This is a genomic window from Thiovibrio frasassiensis (genome assembly GCF_029607905.1).
Lineage (GTDB): Bacteria > Desulfobacterota > Desulfobulbia > Desulfobulbales > Desulfurivibrionaceae > Thiovibrio > Thiovibrio frasassiensis.
Genome location: NZ_JAPHEH010000001.1, coordinates 1,768,647 through 1,787,738, shown reverse-complemented (window position 1 = coordinate 1,787,738; position 19,092 = coordinate 1,768,647). Strand labels below are relative to the sequence as shown.

Below are 19,092 nucleotides of genomic sequence, written 5' to 3'. Positions count from 1 at the left end.
CGGCCTGAGGCCACATCAAGGAATAATAAGGAGAAACTTCATGGCTAAAAATATTCAGACAGAAATCGAAAAACTTAAGAATCAGATCGTCTATCTCGGCACGGCGGTGCAGGAAAACATGCAGAAATCCGTCAAAGCGCTGTGGGGAAAAGATCCCGATATGGCCCGTGAGGTTATTGAACGGGACAAGGATGAAATCGACACCTTCGAGATCAATGTTGAGGAGGATTGCCTGCGTCTCCTCGCCCTGCATCAACCCGTGGCCGGAGACCTGCGCTTCATCGTCACGGTGCTCAAAATCAACAACGACCTGGAACGCATCGGCGACCTGGCGGCCAAGATCGCCGACAAGGTGCTCCTGCTCCATGCCATCGATCCGGTCAAGTTTGCCTCAGACGCCATGCAGATTCCGGAGATGTTCAACGCCATGTTTGAAAAAACCGTCTGGATGTTTCACAATACCATGGATGCCTTTGTCAACGAAGACACCGATCTCGCCTACCGGGTCTGCCTGGAGGATGACGAGGTGGATCGGGAAAAAGGCGCGATCCGCACCCAGATGGAGGAGATCATCATGCGCGATCCCAGCCAGCACGTCTATCTGGCCAAGCTGATCAGCGTGGCCAGAAGCCTCGAACGCATCGCCGATCACTGCACCAATATCTGCGAAGACATTATTTATATGGCGCAGGGCAAGATTGTCCGCCATCATATAACACGATAGCCCCACGCGAACTGTCAGGAGAGAGATAATGGCGAGAGAAACCATCCTTGTCGTGGAAGACGATGAAAACATCCAGCAGCTGGTGGGCTACAACCTGGCCAAGGCCGGATTCCACGTGGTCTATGCCGACAACGGCGAACAGGCACTCAGCGTCATCAAGCGGGAAAAGCCGGAGCTGATCGTGCTGGACCTCATGCTCCCGGGCTTGAGCGGCTTTGAGGTCTGCAAGCTGGTACGCAAGGACCCGAAGACCAAGAACCTGCCCATTGTCATGCTGACCGCCAAAAGCGAAGAAAACGACATGGCCGCGGGCCTCGATCTCGGGGCGGACGATTATATCACCAAGCCCTTCAGCCCGAAGATCCTCATCTCCCGGATCAAGGCTGCCCTGCGCCGCAAGGAAGGCCTGAGCGAGGAGAGTGGGGGAGCCAAGAAAAACGGCCCCCTTGCCATCCACGGAATCACCATCGATCCTAACCGCTATGAGGTTCTGGTGGGGGAGGAGGCCATCGCCCTGACGGTTACCGAATTTTCCATCTTGGAACTCCTGGCCAGACGGCCGGGCTGGGTCTTCAACCGCCAGCAGATCATCGACGGGGTCAGAGGCTATGACTATGTCATCACTCCCCGGGCCGTGGACGTGCAGGTCTTCGGACTGAGAAAAAAACTGGGCGAGGCAGGCAAATACATCGAAACCGTGCGCGGCATCGGCTACCGGATGCAAGGGTAAAGTGACCCTAAAGGCAATTCAGGGCTGTTGCTTCCGGGTGACGGCTGCGGCAATTTCTTTTTGTTGAATCCGTCCAACCATATCCAGAGGTACCTCCCGTCGCCTCATCTTGATAGACCTGCCCTGCCAAGCCGAAAGACCGTCCTCTTCTCTCCACAGACAGCTGACCAGAAAAACCAGAAAGATTTCTTTCGAGCTCTGATTTTACGCTAATACGCTCTGTATTTTTGTCCATGCTAACCCGCGCCCACCCAAGGGGTTGCACATCTTCACGACCCTGAGCTCTGTTGAAAATTATGGCCAAAGGTGGTTCTCGCGCAGGTTATTTTTTGTGTATCTGCCATAAGAAATCCTCTTCATTCTGGCCCCAAAGTTTTTTCTCAAAAAGTCGTGCCTTGCTGCCCCCTTTTTAATGCTCATCCCCTATTCCTGTCCTTCCGCTTATCCTCTCCTTCTCAACGAAAAACTAACGCACACCTAACCGATTCCTCGCATCAGCCGGATAGTATCCTAGAAAATTCAGCGCATTAAGCGCCTCGCCATCATCCACTCACAATAAGGGGAACAAATCATGTCCGGCAAAGAGCTGAAATTCGAGAAAGTGATGTCCTCCAAAAATGCTGCAGATTTCCTTCGCGCCCTGGCCCAAGAGATCGAACACGGCAACATGGATGAGTTAAAGGAATTTGACCTTGCCTTCGATGACTTCAAAAAGATGAAGCTTGAACTGAAGCGAGAGGGCGACCAGGTCCACATGAAGGCCAAGGTGAAGACTGTCGTGGCCGGGACAGGTTGCGGCGAGGGATCCTGCGAAGAGACGGAACCCGACTGCAAGCCCAAGTACAAAACGGTGAAGAAGCGGATGGACAAGTGTTTTAAGTCCATGGGCGATGCACTCAAGCAGGGCATCATGCCCGAGAAAGGTGAGATCGATTTGTTCATTGCCGATTCGGAGCTCATGGTGGCTTACCCGGGCCACGGCGACGAGCACTATGACCAATACGCCAAGCTCTGTGTCCAGCTCAACGTGACCTGCGAGAATAGTGACCTTGTGGCCATGCAGGAAAAATACGCCGAGCTCAAGGCCATGAAGAAACTCTGCCATGATCAGCACAAATAATTCCAATAACGGGTCTTTGGTATAATTTTGCAGGTGATACCAGCCGGCGCCGTGGATTTTTTTTGCGGTTTCGGTACAGCCCAAGCCACGGAGCAGGCATCATCCATGAAACTGGTCAAGCCAAAACATAGATCGGAAATGGTTCCCCACGACCTGCCGGATTTGATTCCGGAAGAGATCACCGAGAGCGATGAGCAGCGGTTTTTTGCCATTACATCGACCGAACTGACCCCCGAACAGATCCGGCAGGTTCTGACCCCGGAAACGGTCTATCCCCGGCAGCAGGGGATCATGGCCCTCCATTGGCATCCCGAATTCGTACCCATGGAGCTGATTGAGCAACGTATCAGCGCCACCTTCCCAAACCGGAAGGATGAGCTGATCATCCCTACCCAGCACAATATTTTAATGAGCTACGGTGATTACAGCGGGGTCGAGGTGGACTGCTACTCCCGGGGATTCAACCGCAAGGTGCAGTTGCTGCTTCACCTCGAAACGAGCAGGCTTGAGCGGGCCGGGGTTCTCAAGGCGCAGCTGGCCCATACCCGGAATTACCGCTCTTCCCAGCTTTTTGACTTTATCCACACCATCATCAACCCGGTGGAAGAGCGGCTCGATGAGGCCGCCGGAGAAACCGGAGCCGATGCGGAGCTGGTCGGATTTGTCCGCATCTATGTGAAAAAGCTCAATAAATTGCTGGAGCAGCACCTGGATCAGGTGCCGCAGGACAGCATCAAGAACAAACTGCTGCGCGACTTCTTCAACACCCTGCGCCCGGAATACGGTGATACGGCCATCAACCGTGCCCAAGCCTTTCTGAAGGCGGTCAAGGAGATCGTCAAGCGGAATTTTTCCCCCAAATTTTTCTATCGCACCTCGGAGATCATCGAGGAAGCCCGCGGTCTGGGGGCAGGAGTGGTTATCCCCCATCCGGAGCAGTTTTGGCCCATTCTCCTGGCCGACTATGACGTGGATGGCTATGAGGTCTGGAACCCGCAGTCCTGGGAGTACACTGATTTTCTCATCACCGTGCTCAACCGGAAGAATCGTGAGGCTAGTCTGTCACAGAAGCGGCTGCTGGTTTTCATGGGGGATGACACCCACATGAGCGAGAAGACCCGGCCGCCCCACGAGCGAAACCACCTCAAGGTTAACCGGGAGATCGGGGTGCAGCCACCCTGGAGCGACCTGGCCATCCGCAAAAAACTGGTGGTGGCCCACATGGACAAACGCGACGTGATGCAAGAATACAGGGCGAGATTGGCGGGTTGACCTGCGCTTGTACTTGTAACTGTTGAGAATTTTACCGGACCACTAAATCATTCGAGGTATGAGCATGTCCACGAAAAAATTTGATTACGAATCACTGCAGGACGCAGATTCCATCAAGACCTATCTCGTCTCCTTGACCGACTCCATCGAAAAGGGGCGCATCATCCTCAAGTCCAACGGCGAGAAGATGGTTATGCGGGTGGATGATCTGATGAAATTTTCGGTCCAGGCAAAGAAGAAGGATGGGATCAACAAACTTTCCATCAAATTATCATGGTCGGAGATCAAGCCTGTCATCAAAGACCAGCGCTCCTCCACCATGAGCATCGAGTCATGATGGCACCTGAACCATGCTGACCGCCGCACTCAAAGAAAATCTCAGTTTTATGGTTGTTGAGGTTGCCCGTCAGCTCGACGACACCCTCGATTTCCTGCAAAACGGCGATGCAGCCGCTTTCCAGCAGATCAACAGCCGGGACGACTACATCGACAACCTGAAAACGGTGATCGAAAACCGTTGCTTCACCACCTTGGGCGAGGCCAAGACCATCAGCCAACGGGAGAGGGACCGCATTCAGGCAACCCACACCATCTGCGTCAACCTGGAACGCATCGGCGACTTCTGCGTCAGCGCTGCGGATCAACTCCACTACCTCAACAAACATGCGATTCTCCAGCACTTCGATTATCAGCAGATTTTCGATATTCTTGCCGAACACCTGCAGGTGGTCATCCCGGTCCTCGAAAAGGGGGACATGGGCCAGGCCCTTGCCATTTGCCGGGCCGAGAACCAGATCGATGTCATCTACAAGGAAAACTTTGACAAGATCATGGAGGAGCTGCGGAGGGGCAAGGAGATTGAAAACCTGATCACGGTGCTGTTCATCTTCCGGTACCTGGAGCGGATGGGCGATTCGTTGCTCAATATCGGCGAGGCACTGCTCCTTTCCATCCTGGGCGAGAAGATCAAAATCGAACAGTTCCAGGCCCTTGAGGAAACCCTCAGCAAATCGGGACTGCGCACCAGCCTTGCCGAGGTGGAGTTTTCCTCCATCCTGGGTAGCCGCTCCGGCTGCCGCATCAGTAAGGTTCAGGGGAATGGCGGCCTGCCCTTTCTCGCCCCTCAGACGCAGAGCAGCATCTTCAAGGAGGGCAATCGGGAAAAGATTCTGACCGAGAAGAAGAACCTGGAGCGGTGGAACGAGATCTTCCCCGACCTGACCCCCAGGCTGTTCAGCTATCAGGAATCGGAGGAGACCGCCTCCCTGCTGGTGGAGTTTCTCCCCGGACGAACCCTCGAAGCCATTATCCTCAAGGGTGACCCCGACGAACTGCACACCGTCTGCATGCTGCTGCACGCCACCGTTCTGGAGATATGGACCCGGACCAAAAAAACGACCCCGATCAAGGCCAACTTCATCCCGCAAATCATGGCCAGAATGCACAGCGTGCTCAGTGTGCATCCCGACTTCCATCGGGCCAGCCAGGACATCGGTTCCTCGGAGGTCATGGCCACCGACGAGCTGCTGGCAAAGTGCCGCAAGATCGAAGAGGAACTGGCAGCCCCCTTCTCCGTCTTCATTCACGGCGATTTTAATGTCAACAATATCATTTACAATGCCGAGCGCGAGCGCATCCAGTTTATCGATCTCTACCGCTCCCGCGAGGCAGACTACATCCAGGATGTTTCGGTGTTTATTGCCTCTAACTTCAGACAACCGGTATTTCAGGAGCACCTGCGCGAAAGACTCAACTGGTTCACCAAGGGCATGTACCAGATGGCAAAGAACTTCGCCGTTGAGCAGGGCGATGAAACCTTCGAGTTGCGTATGGCTCTTGCCCTGGCCCGCTCATTTTACACCTCCACCCGTTTTGAGCTGAACAACGATTTTGCCAACGAGATGTTCCTGCGCTCCCATTTTCTCCTGGAAAAGGTTCTGGCGCATCAGGACAAACCATGGCAGACCTTTTCTCTGCCTTCGGGCATCATGTACTACTGATATTTTTAAAAAGAGGGGTTTCCTTGAAAAAAATTGGCGTAATTGGCATTCCTGGCGGCTGGTCATCGGAGAAACTCGCCGATTCGGTGGCGGAACGCACCGGCTTCCGCTTACTGGTGGACCCGAGCTCGGTACGACTTGACCTCCCCTCGGGCCGGGCCATGTTCGGCGAGGTTGAACTCAACTCTCTGGACGGCCTGATCATCAAAAAAATCGGCAGGAGCTACTCACCAGACCTGCTCGACCGCTTGGAGGTTTTCCGCTTTCTCGCCGAACAGGGAATGCCGATCTTTTCCAAACCCATGAGCATTATCCGGGTGCTGGACCGGCTCTCCTGCACCATCACCCTGCAGCTCACCGGAATTCCCATGCCGCCGCTGACCATCACCGAGGATGTCGATGCAGCCTTGGACGCAGTTACGACCTATGGCGAAGCGGTCTTCAAGCCGCTTTACTCCACCAAGGCACGGGGAATGTTCGTATTGCAGCCCGGCCCTGAGGCCCGAGCAATTATCGAACGACATAAAGCCGAACATCGGATCATGTACATCCAAAAAAAGATCGAACTGAATGGCCGCGACCTCGGCGTGGTATTCCTGGGTGGTCAATACCTCACCACCTACGCCCGCACCGTCCGCAACGATGCCTGGAACACCACCACCGCCTCCGGGGGCAAGTATCAGCCCCACGAACCGTCGCAAGAGATCATCGCTCTGGCCCACAAGGCCCAGGCCCCCTTTGGCCTGGATTTCACCTGCGTCGATGTGGTGGAAACAGCCGACGGACCGATGGTGTTCGAGGTCTCCGCCTTCGGGGGTTTCCGCGGCATTCAAGAGGCCTGCGGCATCAATGCGGCCCGACATTATGCGGACTATGTCTGCGGGAGGATAATGGCATGAACACGATGCTCATGAACCGCCAACAACTGGTACGGCGCATCCGCGCTGCTTTTCCTTCTGTTGCCCAGTTGATTCTCGCTTTTGATGACTGCCGGATCGGGGTGCAGACCAATTCACCCGAACTGGCCTACAACCTGCGCGAATACTTCAGTGATTTTCTCTCGGAGGACACCACGGTGGACATGCTGCTCACCGCCCATGAAGCCCCGCCGCCTGAGCTCCCGCATATCTTCATGAGCAAGGAGCCGGACCCGGGCAAGAGCAAGATCAAGGAGGAGTTTGTCGATCTGGCCGACGGCCGCCTGGTGCGCAAACGCCTCACCGGCATGGTCTTCGCCTTCGGCGGCGACGACAGCCTGGCCGTCGGACCCTGTCTGGCCAACACCAACCAGGTGATCAACTTCATCAACAATCGCTTCATCAGCTGGAAGCTCCGCCAGGGTTGCCTGCTGGGCCATGCCGCCGGTGTTGTCCTGCATGGCCGGGGCCTTGCCCTGGCCGGTTTTTCAGGCATGGGCAAATCCACTCTGGCCTTGCACCTGATGAGCCGGGGGACGGACTTTATCAGCAATGACCGGGTGATGATCCGGGAGGATGGCCCGGGACTTTTCATGTACGGGGTGGCCAAACTTCCTCGCATCAACCCCGGCACGGCACTCAATAACCCGGACCTGATCGAAGTGATTGCGCCGCAGGAGCGGGAACGTTTCCGCAACCTCAGCCCGGAAGAGCTTTGGAGCCTGGAGCATAAGTACGATGTCTTCCTCGACCACTGCTTTGGCCTTGGTCGATTCGCCCTGGCCGCACCCATGGAAGGGTTGGTGATCCTTAACTGGCAGCGAGGCCAGGCGACCACGGTGGTTCGTGAGGTGGACATCCGCCAGCGACGGGATCTCTTGCCCGCCTTCATGAAATCCACCGGCCTTTTTTTCCTGCCGGAAGATGGTGAGGAGATAGACCATTCCGAAGAAGCGTATCTGAACCGCCTCGAAAAAACGCGGGTATTTGAAGTCAGTGGCGGAGTCGATTTCGACCGGGCCTGTGATGCCTGTCTCGGTATCCTGAGCGAAGCCAGCGACCACTGAAGGCTGGACCTGAGTTCACCGGATGAAAATCAAGGTAGAAAGAGAGATAACCCTGCCCGACCCGGTCAGGGTGGAACTTTACCGACGCACCCCGGAGCTGGGACCGCGCCTGCTCTTCTTCAGCGGCGGCAGTGCCCTGCGCGGGGTGAGCCGGGAACTGATCCACTACACCCACAACTCCTGCCACATCATGACCGCAGTCGACTCCGGCGGCAGCTCAGCCACCCTCAGGCAAGCGTTTTCCATGCCCTCCATCGGCGACATCCGAGCTCGGCTCATGGACCTGGCCGATCAGAGCGTGCAGGGCAACCCGGAAATGTATCGGCTCTTTGTCTACCGTTTTCCGACGGAGGCGAAAAACGAAACGCTTCTCGCGGAGCTGCAAACCATGGCGGCGGGTCGGCATCGGTTGGTATCGGCCATCCCCGATCCCTTGCGCAAGATTGTCCGCCAATACCTGAAGATCTTCCTTGCCCGCATGCCGCAAGGCTTTAACCTGCTCGGGGCCAGTATCGGCAATCTGGTGCTCACCGCCGGGTATCTGGACAACGGTCACCACCTTGATTCGGTGATTTTCCTCTTTTCGAAACTGGTTGAGGCCAGGGGCACGGTCCGACCGGTACTCAACCGGTATCTCCACCTAGGGGCGCTACTTGACAACGGCCAGGTTGTGGTGGGACAGCACCTGCTGACCGGCAAGGAGGTCCCTCCCCTGCAGAACAAGATCCGCCACCTTTTTCTGACCATGACCACCTCACCCACCTCCAAGGGCGAAGTTTGGCCAAGGGTCCGCAACAAGCTCACCAAGCTGATCAACTCCGCCCAACTGATCTGCTACCCCATGGGCAGCTTTTACTCCAGCGTTATTGCCAGCCTGTTGCCGGAGGGAGTAACCGAGGCTATTCAAAAAAACGTCTGCCCGAAAATATATATTCCCAGCATGGGCCAAGACCCGGAGACTGTTGGCCTGAGTCTCATGGAGCAAATCGAAACCCTGCTGCGCTATCTGAAGAAAAACAATCCCAAAATTCCCACCCATCAGGTCCTGAACTGTGTCCTGGTTGACTCAAAAAATGGTGGCTACTCCGGGGAAGTCGATCCAAACAGGCTTATGGACATGGGAATTCAGTTGCTTGACTGTCCGCTGGTCAGTGAGGAAAGTACCCCTTACTGTGAGCCCAAGCTGCTGGTTCCCCTGCTGCTCTCGCTCTCGTAAGCAAATCATGGCCGAAGGGGAAAGGATGGACAAGCAAAATAGCACGCAAGATCCTGACGCAAAAATCCAGGAGCGCATTGTCGGCGATCTGGCCAGGCAACTGCAGGTGGAGCCGGAAATTATCAGACCGTTTTTGCTGCACACCTATCACGAACTTTGGACAGGAGCGGTGGTGAAGGACTTTGTCTCCATTTTTGCCATGCGCTTGGTCCGCGACAAATTTTCAGGGGAAGGGGCAAAGAAAAGCCGCCGCTTCCCCTGAAATTGACCTTCCTTCCTAAACGGGTCGTCTGGAGAAATCGTCCCCAGAAAAAGCGTTCCCCGCGCATCCCCCCCTAAACAAAGAGATCGGTCAGAACGAATTTCTCCACGTCAAAAAGGCCCAGATCGGTGATTTTAAGCGTTGGAATCACGGGCAGGGCCAAAAAAGCCATGGTCATAAAGGGCGTCTGCAGCTGGCAGCCGTTCTCCTTGACCCGCTGCTCAATTGCCCTGTAGCTTTGCGCCATCTCTTCACAGCTGCCCAGCCCCATGAGACCAGCCACCGGCAGCGCCATCCGTTTCTCCTCATCCCCGCAAACGAAACAGATCCCGCCGCTGCTTTCTTCAAGCAGGTTCACGGCCCGGGCCAGGTCCGTGTCGTTGGTGCCAACAGCAATGAGATTGTGGGAATCGTGGGCGATGGAGGAGGCCATGGCCCCGCGCTTGAGACCAAAGCCGCGGACAAAAGCGATGGCCGGAGGCGCCGGCGCATAGCGGTTCTGGACCAGGATCTTCAAAAGGTCCGTCTCCGGATTCGCCTCAACCATAACGCTGTTTGCCGGTACGGGGTGAGACCCGGCACCGGTGACAAGCTGTCCGTCCGACACCGCAATCACTTTTATCTGCGAGCCCCTCACCTTCACCTGCAGTTGCTCGGCCGTAAGCGGGGCAGCGTTGAACTGGTTGATCGCCCGAGGCCGGGCAACCTCAAAAAGTGCTTTCCCTTTCTCGCTGACCAGCTCGCCGCCGATCCAGGTACTGCGGACCTGCATCTGCGCCAAATCGTCAACCATGATGAAATCGGCGGGATCTCCCTTTTGCAGCAGCCCGACCTCGAGCTGGTAATGACGCACCGGATTGACGCAGGCGCATTGCAGGATATCAAAGAGATCATGGCCCAGGCTGAGAGCCTGTTTGACCAGCAGGTTGATGTGGCCGCGGGCCAGGTCCGCCGGTTTCAAATCATCACTGCAGAGCATGCATTGTCCGGGATGGCTGCTGATGAGCGGATGCAACACCTCAAAATCACGGGCGCTTGAGCCTTGACGCAGCATAATCTGCATCCCCAGCGCCAACTTCTCGTAACACTCGTCCAGAGTGCCCGATTCATGGTCGGTGGAGATCCCCGCCTGCACGTAGGCTGCCAGCTCTGCCCCACGCAAGCCCGGGGCGTGGCCGTCCACCCTTTTCCCCATCTTCGCGGCGGCAGCAAGTTTGGCCATGACCTCCGGGTCCCTACCGATGACCCCGGGGAAATTCATCATCTCGGCGAGAAAGAAGATATCGTCCCGCCGGAGCAATGCTTCCACCTCCCGGGCATTAAGGGTGGCACCACTGTTTTCAAAACCGGTGGCCGGCACGCAGGAGGGAGCGCCGAAATAAAACTTCAATGGCACCTGTTTGCCGCTTCCGATCATAAAATCGATCCCGGCAACACCGAGGACATTGGCGATCTCATGGGGGTCGGCCACCACCGCCACAGTGCCGTGGCACACCGCTTTTGCTCCAAAGGCGGCCGGAGTCAGCATGGAGCTTTCGATATGGATATGGGAATCGATCAGCCCCGGCAGGATGAAGGGGCCGCTTACCCCAGAGTCGGGGAGAATATCAAACACCCGACCCTGATCGATGATCAAGGTGCCAGGAAATTGTCGGCGGGCCACGGGATCAACAATAATTCCGGATATCTTTTTCATCACTGCTCCTGAAAATGGCACCGGAGAGATAAAGCTGGCATCTCGGGAAACACCTCCCGCATCCAAAACAATCAGACAGGTGTCTCCCGAGTCATTTTAACGAAACACCTTCCGCTTATTCCCGAACCCAGTTCAGGCGGATACTTTTTTCCCCGTCCCCATAGGTGAAATCGAGTTCGCCCTGGTAGGCGCTGTGCAAGGCCTCGCCAATCCGCCGGGCCAGATGGATGCCGGTTGTCGTTATGAGGGTGCAGTCCTTTTCCTCGGAAATAGCCATGAGCCGCTCCATGGGATGCGCTTTTTTCTCCTGCTCATCAAGGTTGCGGATCAGGTTGGTGATCTCCTCGCGGTGGGTTGCGAAAAATGTGCCCCGGATTTCCAGAGTGCCGGCCGGGAAATTATCCTTGATCCGCTGACAGGCTGGGCAGACGATGGCATGGGCGTTGACCGCCGGTTCCCACCACGCCCAGCGGCCTTCCAAAAACACGGCATTGCATTCGCTGCACATTGTGGGCTCGGGCAACTTGCGCCGCTCATGATAGGTGTCATGCCGCTTTTCCTGAATCAACCTGTCCCTTCTTCCATATTGGCCTTTGTCCATGAGGTTTCTCTCCTAGTTATGTACGATTCACCTTCTGGCAGCGTCACTTTCGATAAGGGCGGAGTGCTCAGTCCTTTTTTACGATCATGGCCACTCCCCATGTTTAAATTATACATCCAGGTGGCGGGTGAAACACAAGGGGCAAATGATTTTTTTTCCACCCCTCCCGCGCAGCCATACCCAACAGAGCCCATCTGCGGTATCCCCCCATTTTTCCGAAAAAAGCTCCACTTGACATTCCACCTAACAATGTCGGATTATAATTTCAGGAGAGACAACTCTTTTTTTTATGGAGGAACGACAATGAACATGACGGAAATCAAAGAAAAAGCGAAACAAATGGGCATCCAGGCCAGCAAGATGAAGAAGGTGGATTTGATCCGCGCCATTCAGAGCAAGGAAGGGAATTTCCCCTGTTTTGAAACGGCAAAGGATTACTGCAATCAATTATCCTGTGCTTGGCGGGATGCTTGTTTGCCGGCAAAGGGACTTGAAAAGAAATACGAACAGACCAAGAATCTCTATCTCAAAAAAATAAAGGGAGAGCTGAAAACCCTCACCGACAAGCTGACAGACCTGAAAAAGAAATCGCAGAAAACCATGGGCGCCGGCAAGGCAGAGGCGCTCGCCGAAATCCATAAGCTTGAGCAGAAGATTGAGTCCCTGACGAAAAACGCCCATGGACTTGCGACGGCAAGCGAAGACGCCTGGAAGATCACCAAGCAGGGGGTCGATAAGGCATGGGAAGAATTACGCGCTTCGGCCAAGAAGGCCTTGGCAAAGTTCAGCTGAGCAACTTAGGCTGATATGGGAAAATCCCAGCCCATCTCAATCGCCAGCCACTGCGGGAGAAGCATCTGCGAGCGGGAAAAATCCTGGCCTGTAGCCTCGATCTGCTCCCGGATGACCAGGGAAAACGGACTTACCGCCTCGACAACGGAATTGAGCACCTGCGGCGCGTCTTCCGCGGATTCCGGATCGTTTGCGGTGAAGCAGAAGCGGGGCGGCGAAGAGACGAAATGCGCCCGGCACACCACCGGTCGCACGGGGTAAACGCAGCATACGCCATTCACATCAAGGGGGCAGGAATGCTCGTAGAGGGAAAGATCACCCGCTACGACCATGGTGGAGGCCGGATGCCTGCCCGGCCTGGAATTATCCCAGGCATGCCATTGCAGAGTACGCAATCGCAGGTCGTTGAGCTGTTCGGCGGAAAATTCCCGCCGGATGTATTGCGCCAGGGTGTGGGCCTCGGCACTGTTTGTCAGGATATGATACCGGCAACAGTGACAGCAGCCCGGTTGACAACTTGGCACGATTCCCTCTTCGCGGCGCAGCCGATCCAGTTCGCAGGCAATTGCTTCATCCACTAAAGAGTACACGCCTTTGACGAAGGTCTCTTGCGGACCAATTGGGGTATCGGCTCCGAAATCCTTAGGGCTTATAGCCACGTTGCGATTTTCAATCAAACGTATCATTCTCCATTTTTTCACAAGGAACTTCGGGCAGACAACAGGATGAGGGGGAGCACCATACTTCAACTTGCGGGGAGGCACCACACTTAATTACGAATTATCAATCAGGTGGCACCAATTCGCTGGGCAATACTGGCAACCATTGCAGTCAGGCGGGATCGTGATAATCAGCGTACTTCTTTAGCCCCAGCAGCATCCTGTCCCGATGGCTTCCGGGCCAATAGATCTTGCTGCACCCCTGGCACTGGCGGAATGAATCATAATATTTCTTGGTGAGTGGTTCCAGTTGCGCAATGATCTGCTGCTTCGCCACGGGCTGCAACATCCCGTTGCAGCGCAAGCATCGGCTCAACGGCTTTAATTGATCTTTAAGGCCGAAAAGATGCACAACCTCAGCCAACTGATCTTCCGGATAGATTTCCCGCACAAGATAGCCGAAGACCACCTCTTTGCGTTTTAAAAGATCGGTATCCTTGCTGAGCAGGATGCGCTGTTCCCGCAGGGCAAGCGCGACCAGATCGGGATCAGCGATATCATTATGGTAAAAGGTGTCAAACCCTGCCATGCGCAGGAGGGTGGCAAGCTTGCCGACATTCATATCCACCGCAAAGGCGACGGAGGGCAAGGGTACTGGCCGAAGCAGGGTTGGGATCGAGACATCCACCGGGGGGCAGAGAGGGTACACGTCCAACCTGTCATTATTGGCGCCGGGAGCAGCAAAAGAGATCTCCTTCCCAGCAACGGTCAACCGCCCCACCTCGGTATGGGGAACTCCCAGGGCCTCGACAATATCCTTGAGCGAAGCCGCCCGGGTGAGTTCGTAGTGAATGCTCTCCAGGGTACGAAATTGCGGCCGCACCAGCGCTTTCAGGTTTCCCCAAAAGGTGATGATCATCGCTCAACGCCCAGGCAGCAGAATATTCAGCCCCACCAGTGACTCCTTCACCTTGAAGGCGAGGAAGATAAACAGCGCGAGCAGGGCGATTCTTTTGCCCCGTTCGCGCCAGGTACGGAACGAATCCTTCCGGAGTCGGGCATTATCCTTGATCAGCTGCTGATCGGCAAGGCGCGCATTCCTCTCGTCCGCCTCGCAAAGCAGACGATCCATCTGATACGAATAGCCGTCATCCTCGGCATCCCCCAGCGAATCGATAACATCGTCCAGGGGCAACCCGATGATCCGGCAAACGAACTCCTGCACCACTCGGGAGTCATGGGACCGGAGGACGATAAAGCGTAAGCCCACCCCGATCTGCCGTTCCTGACGGCGGACCGCCCGCATCACCTCGGCCTCGGCCGTAATGGGCTCAAGGAATTTCCGATTGGGCAGCTTGAAGGCAAGCGTGAGCATGGTCCCCGGCTCGATCTGCTGCGCGGTGCGGAGCATCATCCCGGTGGAGCTGACATCCTGAGAGTTGTCCTCCTGCCAATGGAGATTGTCCGCGGTCCAGCTGACCTTGGTCCCCAACAGAGCCCGATGGGCTTCCCGTTTTTCACTGCCGTCCGCCATGATCCCCCCGATATAGCTTTTCGTAAAACGTAAGCCGCGCTTCGCCTGCTTTCACCTCGCATCATCCGCCCGATGCAAACGATTTATCCTATCAAAATATCCCCCCGTCTCAAAGCAAAAACAGGTGGGTCTTAGCGGCCGATGATTGGATTTGACAATGCTTCCCCCCTTGTGCTGTACTGAAAGAAAAGAGACTTTGCTTTCGGACATGGGCGCTGCCGGCAAAATACCGTAATCCGGCATCATTTAAGGAGAAAGAGGCATGGAAGATATTTTTGCTCTCGGGGATACGCTGGGCCCGGCCAAGGTGATTCATGTCTCCCAGCCCCAACTCGGTCTACAAGGCGTGCTGGTGGTGGACAACGTGGCCTGCGGTCCCGCCATCGGCGGCTTGCGCATGGCCGAAGACGTAAGCACCGCCGAGTGCGCCCGCCTGGCCCGGGCCATGACGCTGAAGAACGCGGCCGCAGGTCTGCCGCACGGCGGCGGCAAATCCGTGCTCTATGGCGACCCGAAGATGGCTCCGGCCGACAAGGAAGAGCTGATCCGCGCCTTTGCCTTCGCCCTGCGCCGGGAAGAGGATTATATCTTCGGACCGGACATGGGGACCAACGAAGAGTGCATGGCCTGGGTCAAGGATGAGATCGGCCGCTCGGTCGGCTTGCCCTGCGAGGTAGGCGGCATCCCCCTGGACCACCTCGGCGCCACCGGCTGGGGTTTAAGCCAGGCGGTGGCGATGGCCATTCCCTATTGCGATTTTGCCCTCACCGGCGCCCGCTTGGTGGTGCAAGGCTTCGGAGCGGTGGGCAAGCATACCGCCCGCTTTCTTGCGGAACGGGGGGTGACCCTGGTGGGCGCTTCCGATTCGCGCGGCACCCTCCATGATCCGGCCGGAATCAAGGTTGAGGAGTTGATCCGCATCAAGAATCAAGGCGGCTCGGTTCTTGATTATCCCACCGGCAACAAAGCAGACCGGGATGCGGCCATCGATCTGGAGTGCGAGATCTGGGTGCCGGCTGCCCGGCCCGATGTCTTGCATGAAGACAACGTCCACCGCTTGCGCACCAAACTGGTGGCCCAGGGGGCCAATATCCCCCTGACCCTCGGGGCGGAACAGTATCTCCACAGCAAAGGCGTTCTCTGCCTGCCGGATTTCATCGCCAATGCCGGCGGGGTAATCTGTGCGGCCATGGAGTATCACGGCTCCAGCCAAACCGAGGCCTTCCGCACCATTGCCGAAAAAATCCGCGACAACACCCAGCAGGTCCTGGTGGAAGCCAACCAGGATGGAATCCTGCCCCGACAGGCCGCCATCAATCTGGCCACCCGCCGGGTTGAGCGGGCCATGACCTTTAAACGGTGGGGGATTTTCTAGCAGGGATTCAGCAGCACGACCATTTTTCAGGCAGAAAGGAGGCGCCCATGTATCGCATCCGCTTTCACGGCCGCGGCGGCCAGGGGATGAAGACCGCCGGCCGCATCCTCGGCTCTACCTTTTTTCTCGCCGGCTTTGAGGTGCAGGATGCGCCGCGTTACGGCGCGGAACGCCGGGGCGCGCCGATCTTTGCCTATGTCCGCGCAAGCAAAACCCCCATCTTCGAACGCGGCATCATCACCCGTCCCGACCTGATCATTGTCGCCGACGATCATCTCCCGGCCATCCCCGGCGCAGGCGTGCTTGTCGGCGCCGGGGAGCAGACGGTCTTCCTCATCCACAGCAACGAAAAAGCGGCACTTTGGAAGGAACGCCTCAACCTGCAAGGCCAGGTCTTCACCCTGCCGGTCTTAACCGACTCCGAACTGCGTTTTCGTGGCGCGGCTTGCGCCGGTGGTGCCGCGGCCCTGCTTGAAGAGTTGAATATAGATCTGCTTGTCGAGGCGGTACAGGAGGAGCTCGCTCCCCTGGGTTCGGTGCTGGTCGAAGCCAATTGTACCATTGCCCGCGCTGCCTACAATGCCCTGGTCGAGCATCGCGGAGCGGCGCACGAGGGTGGGCCGGTTTCCGCCACAGAGTACACCCCGCCTAATTGGCTGACCCTCCCCTGCGATGCGCCCCTGTTGAGCGCCCCGGCCATCCATGCCCCAGCCACCAGCGAACTAACGCAAACCGGACTCTGGCGCAGCGAACACCCACTGATCGACACCTCCCGCTGCAACCGCTGTTGGTGGATCTGTTCCACCTTCTGCCCGGAAGGCGCCATCCAGGTGGATGCAGCACGGCGGCCGCACATCGATTATGCCCACTGCAAGGGATGCATGGTCTGCCTGGCCCAGTGCCCGACCCATGCCATTACGGCCATACCAGAAGAAGAAGCCGCTGCACAGGGGGAGTCACCATGAACCGCAAACTGCTCACCGGCAACGGGGCTGCGGCCTGGGGAGCGCGGCTGGCCCGCATCGACTATCTGCCCGCCTTTCCCATCACTCCCCAGACCGAGATCATCGAAACCATCGGAAACTGGATCGACAATGATGCGTTGGAATGCCGGATGGTCACCATGGAGTCCGAGCATTCCATGCTCACCGCCGCCGGGGCTGCAGCGGTGACCGGGGTCAGGGTCTTCACCGCCACCTCAAGCCAAGGATTGCTCTATGCCACGGAGATGCTCTACACCGTGGCCGGCTGGCGGGTGCCCCTGGTCCTGGTCAATGTCTCCCGGGGGATCTCCTCGCCCATCACCCTGGAACCCGACCATAACGACGTGCTGGCCATGCGGGATTGCGGCTTTCTCCAGCTCCATTGCGCCACCTGCCAGGAGGTACTGGACAACATGCTCATCGCCTACCGGCTGGCGGAACATCCCCTGATACGGCTGCCGGTCCTGGTCAACCTGGACGGCTTCTACCTCTCCTTTACCCGGGAACCGGTGCAGATCCCCAGCCAGGCTGAAGTGGACCGCTTTCTCCCTCCCTTCAGCGCCGGTTCGATCCGCTTCCGGGGTGGCGAGTCCTTGAGCGAAGGGGTGGCGGTACTGGAGGGCTCGGCCTACTCCTATTTCCGTTATGAGGCGCATCTTGCCTCCCTGCAAGGGCTGGCGGTCTATGAGGAGCTGGGGCTGGAGTTTGGAGAGCTGTTCGGCAGGCAGTACACCACGCTGGAGTGTTACCGGAGCGAGGATGCCGAGATCGTCTTTGTGATGATCGGCTCCTTTGCCACCAAGGGGAAGGAGGCGGTGGACCGGCTGCGCGAGGCCGGGGCAAAGGTGGGGTTGGTGCGCCCCCGGTTGCTCCGGCCCTTCCCGGTTTCGGCCTTACGTACCGCTCTGGCAGGAAAAAAGGGCGTAGCGGTGATAGACCAGAACCTTTCCCTGGGCAAGGGCGGCATCCTGCTGACGGAGCTCTCTTCCGCTCTGTATGGGATCCCAGGGGCGCCCCCCATTCTCGCCGGTTTTGTCGGGGGGTTGGGCGGCAGGAATATCAGCAACGAAGAATTTTTTGAGATCCACAAGGTGGTGCAACGGGGAGTGGCGACCGGAGTGTGCCCAGCCCCGCAGCTGCTCTATACCGATGAGGAGCTGCGCGCCTTGCGCAAGATGCAGAGCGTGGCCCGGGCCGCCAAAACCAATCGGGGAGGGGGAGCATGAGCGAGACGACCTACCAGCGACTCAAAGATCTGCCCGCCTACCACATCCTCGGCACCGGCACCCCCATGTGCGCGGGGTGCGGCGGCCTCGCCACCCTGCACGAGGTCTACGATATCCTGGGCGAAAAATGCGTGATCGTCAATGCCGCCGGCTGCATGACCCTGCTCTCCGTCTACCCCTGCACCCCTTTTCGCGGCTCCTGGCTCTATACCGCCATGGCCTGTGCCCCCGCCGGCGCTCAAGGGGTGCGGGACGGGCTCGATATTCTGAAAAAGAAGGGGAGATTAAGCCAAGAGGAAGACCTAGAGGTGGTGGTGCTCACCGGCGACGGCTCTGCATACGGCATGGGGCTTTCCGCCACATCCGGAGCCATGGACCGCGAGCTGGATTTCCTTTACCTCTGTTACGATAACGAAGGGTACGGCAACACCGGCCAGCAGTTTTCCGCCGCCACCCCGCACGCGGCCCGCACCGCCACCAGCAAGGGATCTCTGGGCTACCCCGGCTACAAGAAGGATCTCTTTGCGATCTGGGCGGCGCACCGTCCAAGCTATGTGGCCACCGTGGTGGCAGCCGAGCCCCTGGACCTTGCCAGAAAGATTGAAGCTGCCGGAAAGCTGTCCGGCCCCCGGTTGATCTTGGCCCTGTCTCCCTGCCCCACCGGCTGGGAGTATGAACCAAGCGCTACGGTGGAGATCGGCAAGCTCGCCGTGCAAACCGGCATCTGGCCGCTCAAGGAGTATGTGGACGGAAAGGTGACCCACACCAAGATCCCGCACCCCAGGCTGCCGGTGCGAGAATACCTCAAGGCGCAGGGCCGGTTCCACCATCTCTTCGCCCCTCGGGAAAACAGGGGATTGATCGCGGAGATTCAGGCCCGGGTAGACCGCTATTGGCAGGAAGTGTTATAAACCACCC

General features: G+C 57.3%; 20 protein-coding genes. 15 read left to right on the top strand and 5 right to left on the bottom strand.

Features of this window, described 5'->3' with window-relative positions:
• Positions 1-40 precede the first annotated feature (40 nt).
• The 10 genes from phoU to OLX77_RS08430 all read left to right on the top strand — a co-directional run bounded on the left by phoU (position 41) and on the right by OLX77_RS08430 (position 9,308).
• Positions 41-724 carry a phosphate signaling complex protein PhoU gene (phoU, locus tag OLX77_RS08475; protein ID WP_307633161.1) on the top strand — a complete coding sequence of 228 codons (684 nt, stop codon included), beginning with the start codon at positions 41-43 and terminating at the stop codon, positions 722-724.
• A gap of 28 nt (positions 725-752) precedes the next feature.
• On the top strand, positions 753-1,454 hold the full coding sequence (locus OLX77_RS08470; protein ID WP_307633160.1) for a response regulator: 702 nt from the start codon (positions 753-755) through the stop codon (positions 1,452-1,454).
• Between the two features lie 604 nt (positions 1,455-2,058).
• Complete coding sequence (locus tag OLX77_RS08465) at positions 2,059-2,574, top strand: GAK system XXXCH domain-containing protein (protein WP_307633159.1); 516 nt, start codon at positions 2,059-2,061, stop codon at positions 2,572-2,574.
• 105 nt (positions 2,575-2,679) lie between these two features.
• Positions 2,680-3,846, top strand: coding sequence for a hypothetical protein (locus tag OLX77_RS08460; protein ID WP_307633158.1), 1,167 nt, complete (start codon positions 2,680-2,682; stop codon positions 3,844-3,846).
• A gap of 64 nt (positions 3,847-3,910) precedes the next feature.
• Positions 3,911-4,183, top strand: a complete 273-nt coding sequence (locus tag OLX77_RS08455; RefSeq protein WP_307633157.1) for an amphi-Trp domain-containing protein — start codon at positions 3,911-3,913, stop codon at positions 4,181-4,183.
• Positions 4,184-4,196: 13 nt separating this feature from the next.
• On the top strand, positions 4,197-5,846 hold the full coding sequence (locus OLX77_RS08450; RefSeq protein ID WP_307633156.1) for a PhoU domain-containing protein: 1,650 nt from the start codon (positions 4,197-4,199) through the stop codon (positions 5,844-5,846).
• Between the two features lie 23 nt (positions 5,847-5,869).
• Positions 5,870-6,745, top strand: coding sequence for a GAK system ATP-grasp enzyme (locus tag OLX77_RS08445; protein WP_307633155.1), 876 nt, complete (start codon positions 5,870-5,872; stop codon positions 6,743-6,745).
• On the top strand, positions 6,742-7,830 hold the full coding sequence (locus OLX77_RS08440; protein WP_307633154.1) for an HprK-related kinase B: 1,089 nt from the start codon (positions 6,742-6,744) through the stop codon (positions 7,828-7,830). The genes OLX77_RS08445 and OLX77_RS08440 overlap by 4 nt, the downstream gene beginning before the upstream one ends.
• A gap of 22 nt (positions 7,831-7,852) precedes the next feature.
• Positions 7,853-9,046, top strand: a complete 1,194-nt coding sequence (locus OLX77_RS08435; RefSeq protein ID WP_307633153.1) for a GAK system CofD-like protein — start codon at positions 7,853-7,855, stop codon at positions 9,044-9,046.
• Positions 9,047-9,071: 25 nt separating this feature from the next.
• Entirely contained in the window at positions 9,072-9,308 is a 237-nt protein-coding gene (locus OLX77_RS08430; protein WP_307633152.1) for a hypothetical protein, read from the top strand.
• Between the two features lie 73 nt (positions 9,309-9,381).
• On the opposite strand, the gene ade is transcribed toward OLX77_RS08430, so the two are convergent.
• Both ade and OLX77_RS08420 read right to left on the bottom strand, forming a co-directional pair.
• Positions 9,382-11,004 (bottom strand): adenine deaminase, encoded by a 1,623-nt coding sequence (gene ade / locus OLX77_RS08425; protein WP_307633151.1) that lies wholly within the window; start codon positions 11,002-11,004, stop codon positions 9,382-9,384.
• Between the two features lie 115 nt (positions 11,005-11,119).
• Positions 11,120-11,605 (bottom strand): BCAM0308 family protein, encoded by a 486-nt coding sequence (locus OLX77_RS08420; protein ID WP_307633150.1) that lies wholly within the window; start codon positions 11,603-11,605, stop codon positions 11,120-11,122.
• Between the two features lie 303 nt (positions 11,606-11,908).
• On the opposite strand from OLX77_RS08420, the gene OLX77_RS08415 reads away from it, so the two are divergent.
• Positions 11,909-12,397, top strand: coding sequence for a sll1863 family stress response protein (locus OLX77_RS08415; protein WP_307633149.1), 489 nt, complete (start codon positions 11,909-11,911; stop codon positions 12,395-12,397).
• Between the two features lie 5 nt (positions 12,398-12,402).
• Here OLX77_RS08415 and OLX77_RS08410 read toward each other — a convergent pair whose 3' ends face one another.
• From OLX77_RS08410 to OLX77_RS08400, 3 genes are all read right to left on the bottom strand, one after another.
• On the bottom strand, positions 12,403-13,074 hold the full coding sequence (locus OLX77_RS08410) for a hypothetical protein (protein WP_307633148.1): 672 nt from the start codon (positions 13,072-13,074) through the stop codon (positions 12,403-12,405).
• Between the two features lie 154 nt (positions 13,075-13,228).
• Complete coding sequence (locus OLX77_RS08405) at positions 13,229-13,975, bottom strand: Mut7-C RNAse domain-containing protein (protein WP_307633147.1); 747 nt, start codon at positions 13,973-13,975, stop codon at positions 13,229-13,231.
• Between the two features lie 3 nt (positions 13,976-13,978).
• A complete protein-coding gene (locus OLX77_RS08400) occupies positions 13,979-14,590 on the bottom strand; it encodes a PilZ domain-containing protein (RefSeq protein ID WP_307633146.1) in 612 nt (203 codons plus the stop codon).
• Between the two features lie 262 nt (positions 14,591-14,852).
• Between OLX77_RS08400 and OLX77_RS08395 the strand changes: the two genes are divergently transcribed.
• The 4 genes from OLX77_RS08395 to OLX77_RS08380 are packed head-to-tail and all read left to right on the top strand — an operon-like array spanning position 14,853 to position 19,085.
• On the top strand, positions 14,853-15,965 hold the full coding sequence (locus OLX77_RS08395; protein WP_307633145.1) for a Glu/Leu/Phe/Val family dehydrogenase: 1,113 nt from the start codon (positions 14,853-14,855) through the stop codon (positions 15,963-15,965).
• 47 nt (positions 15,966-16,012) lie between these two features.
• On the top strand, positions 16,013-16,930 hold the full coding sequence (locus OLX77_RS08390; RefSeq protein ID WP_307633144.1) for a 2-oxoacid:acceptor oxidoreductase family protein: 918 nt from the start codon (positions 16,013-16,015) through the stop codon (positions 16,928-16,930).
• A complete protein-coding gene (locus OLX77_RS08385; protein ID WP_307633143.1) occupies positions 16,927-18,174 on the top strand; it encodes a pyruvate synthase in 1,248 nt (415 codons plus the stop codon). Before OLX77_RS08390 ends, OLX77_RS08385 begins: the two co-directional genes overlap by 4 nt.
• Positions 18,171-19,085 (top strand): thiamine pyrophosphate-dependent enzyme, encoded by a 915-nt coding sequence (locus OLX77_RS08380; protein WP_307633142.1) that lies wholly within the window; start codon positions 18,171-18,173, stop codon positions 19,083-19,085. The genes OLX77_RS08385 and OLX77_RS08380 overlap by 4 nt, the downstream gene beginning before the upstream one ends.
• Positions 19,086-19,092: the final 7 nt, after the last annotated feature.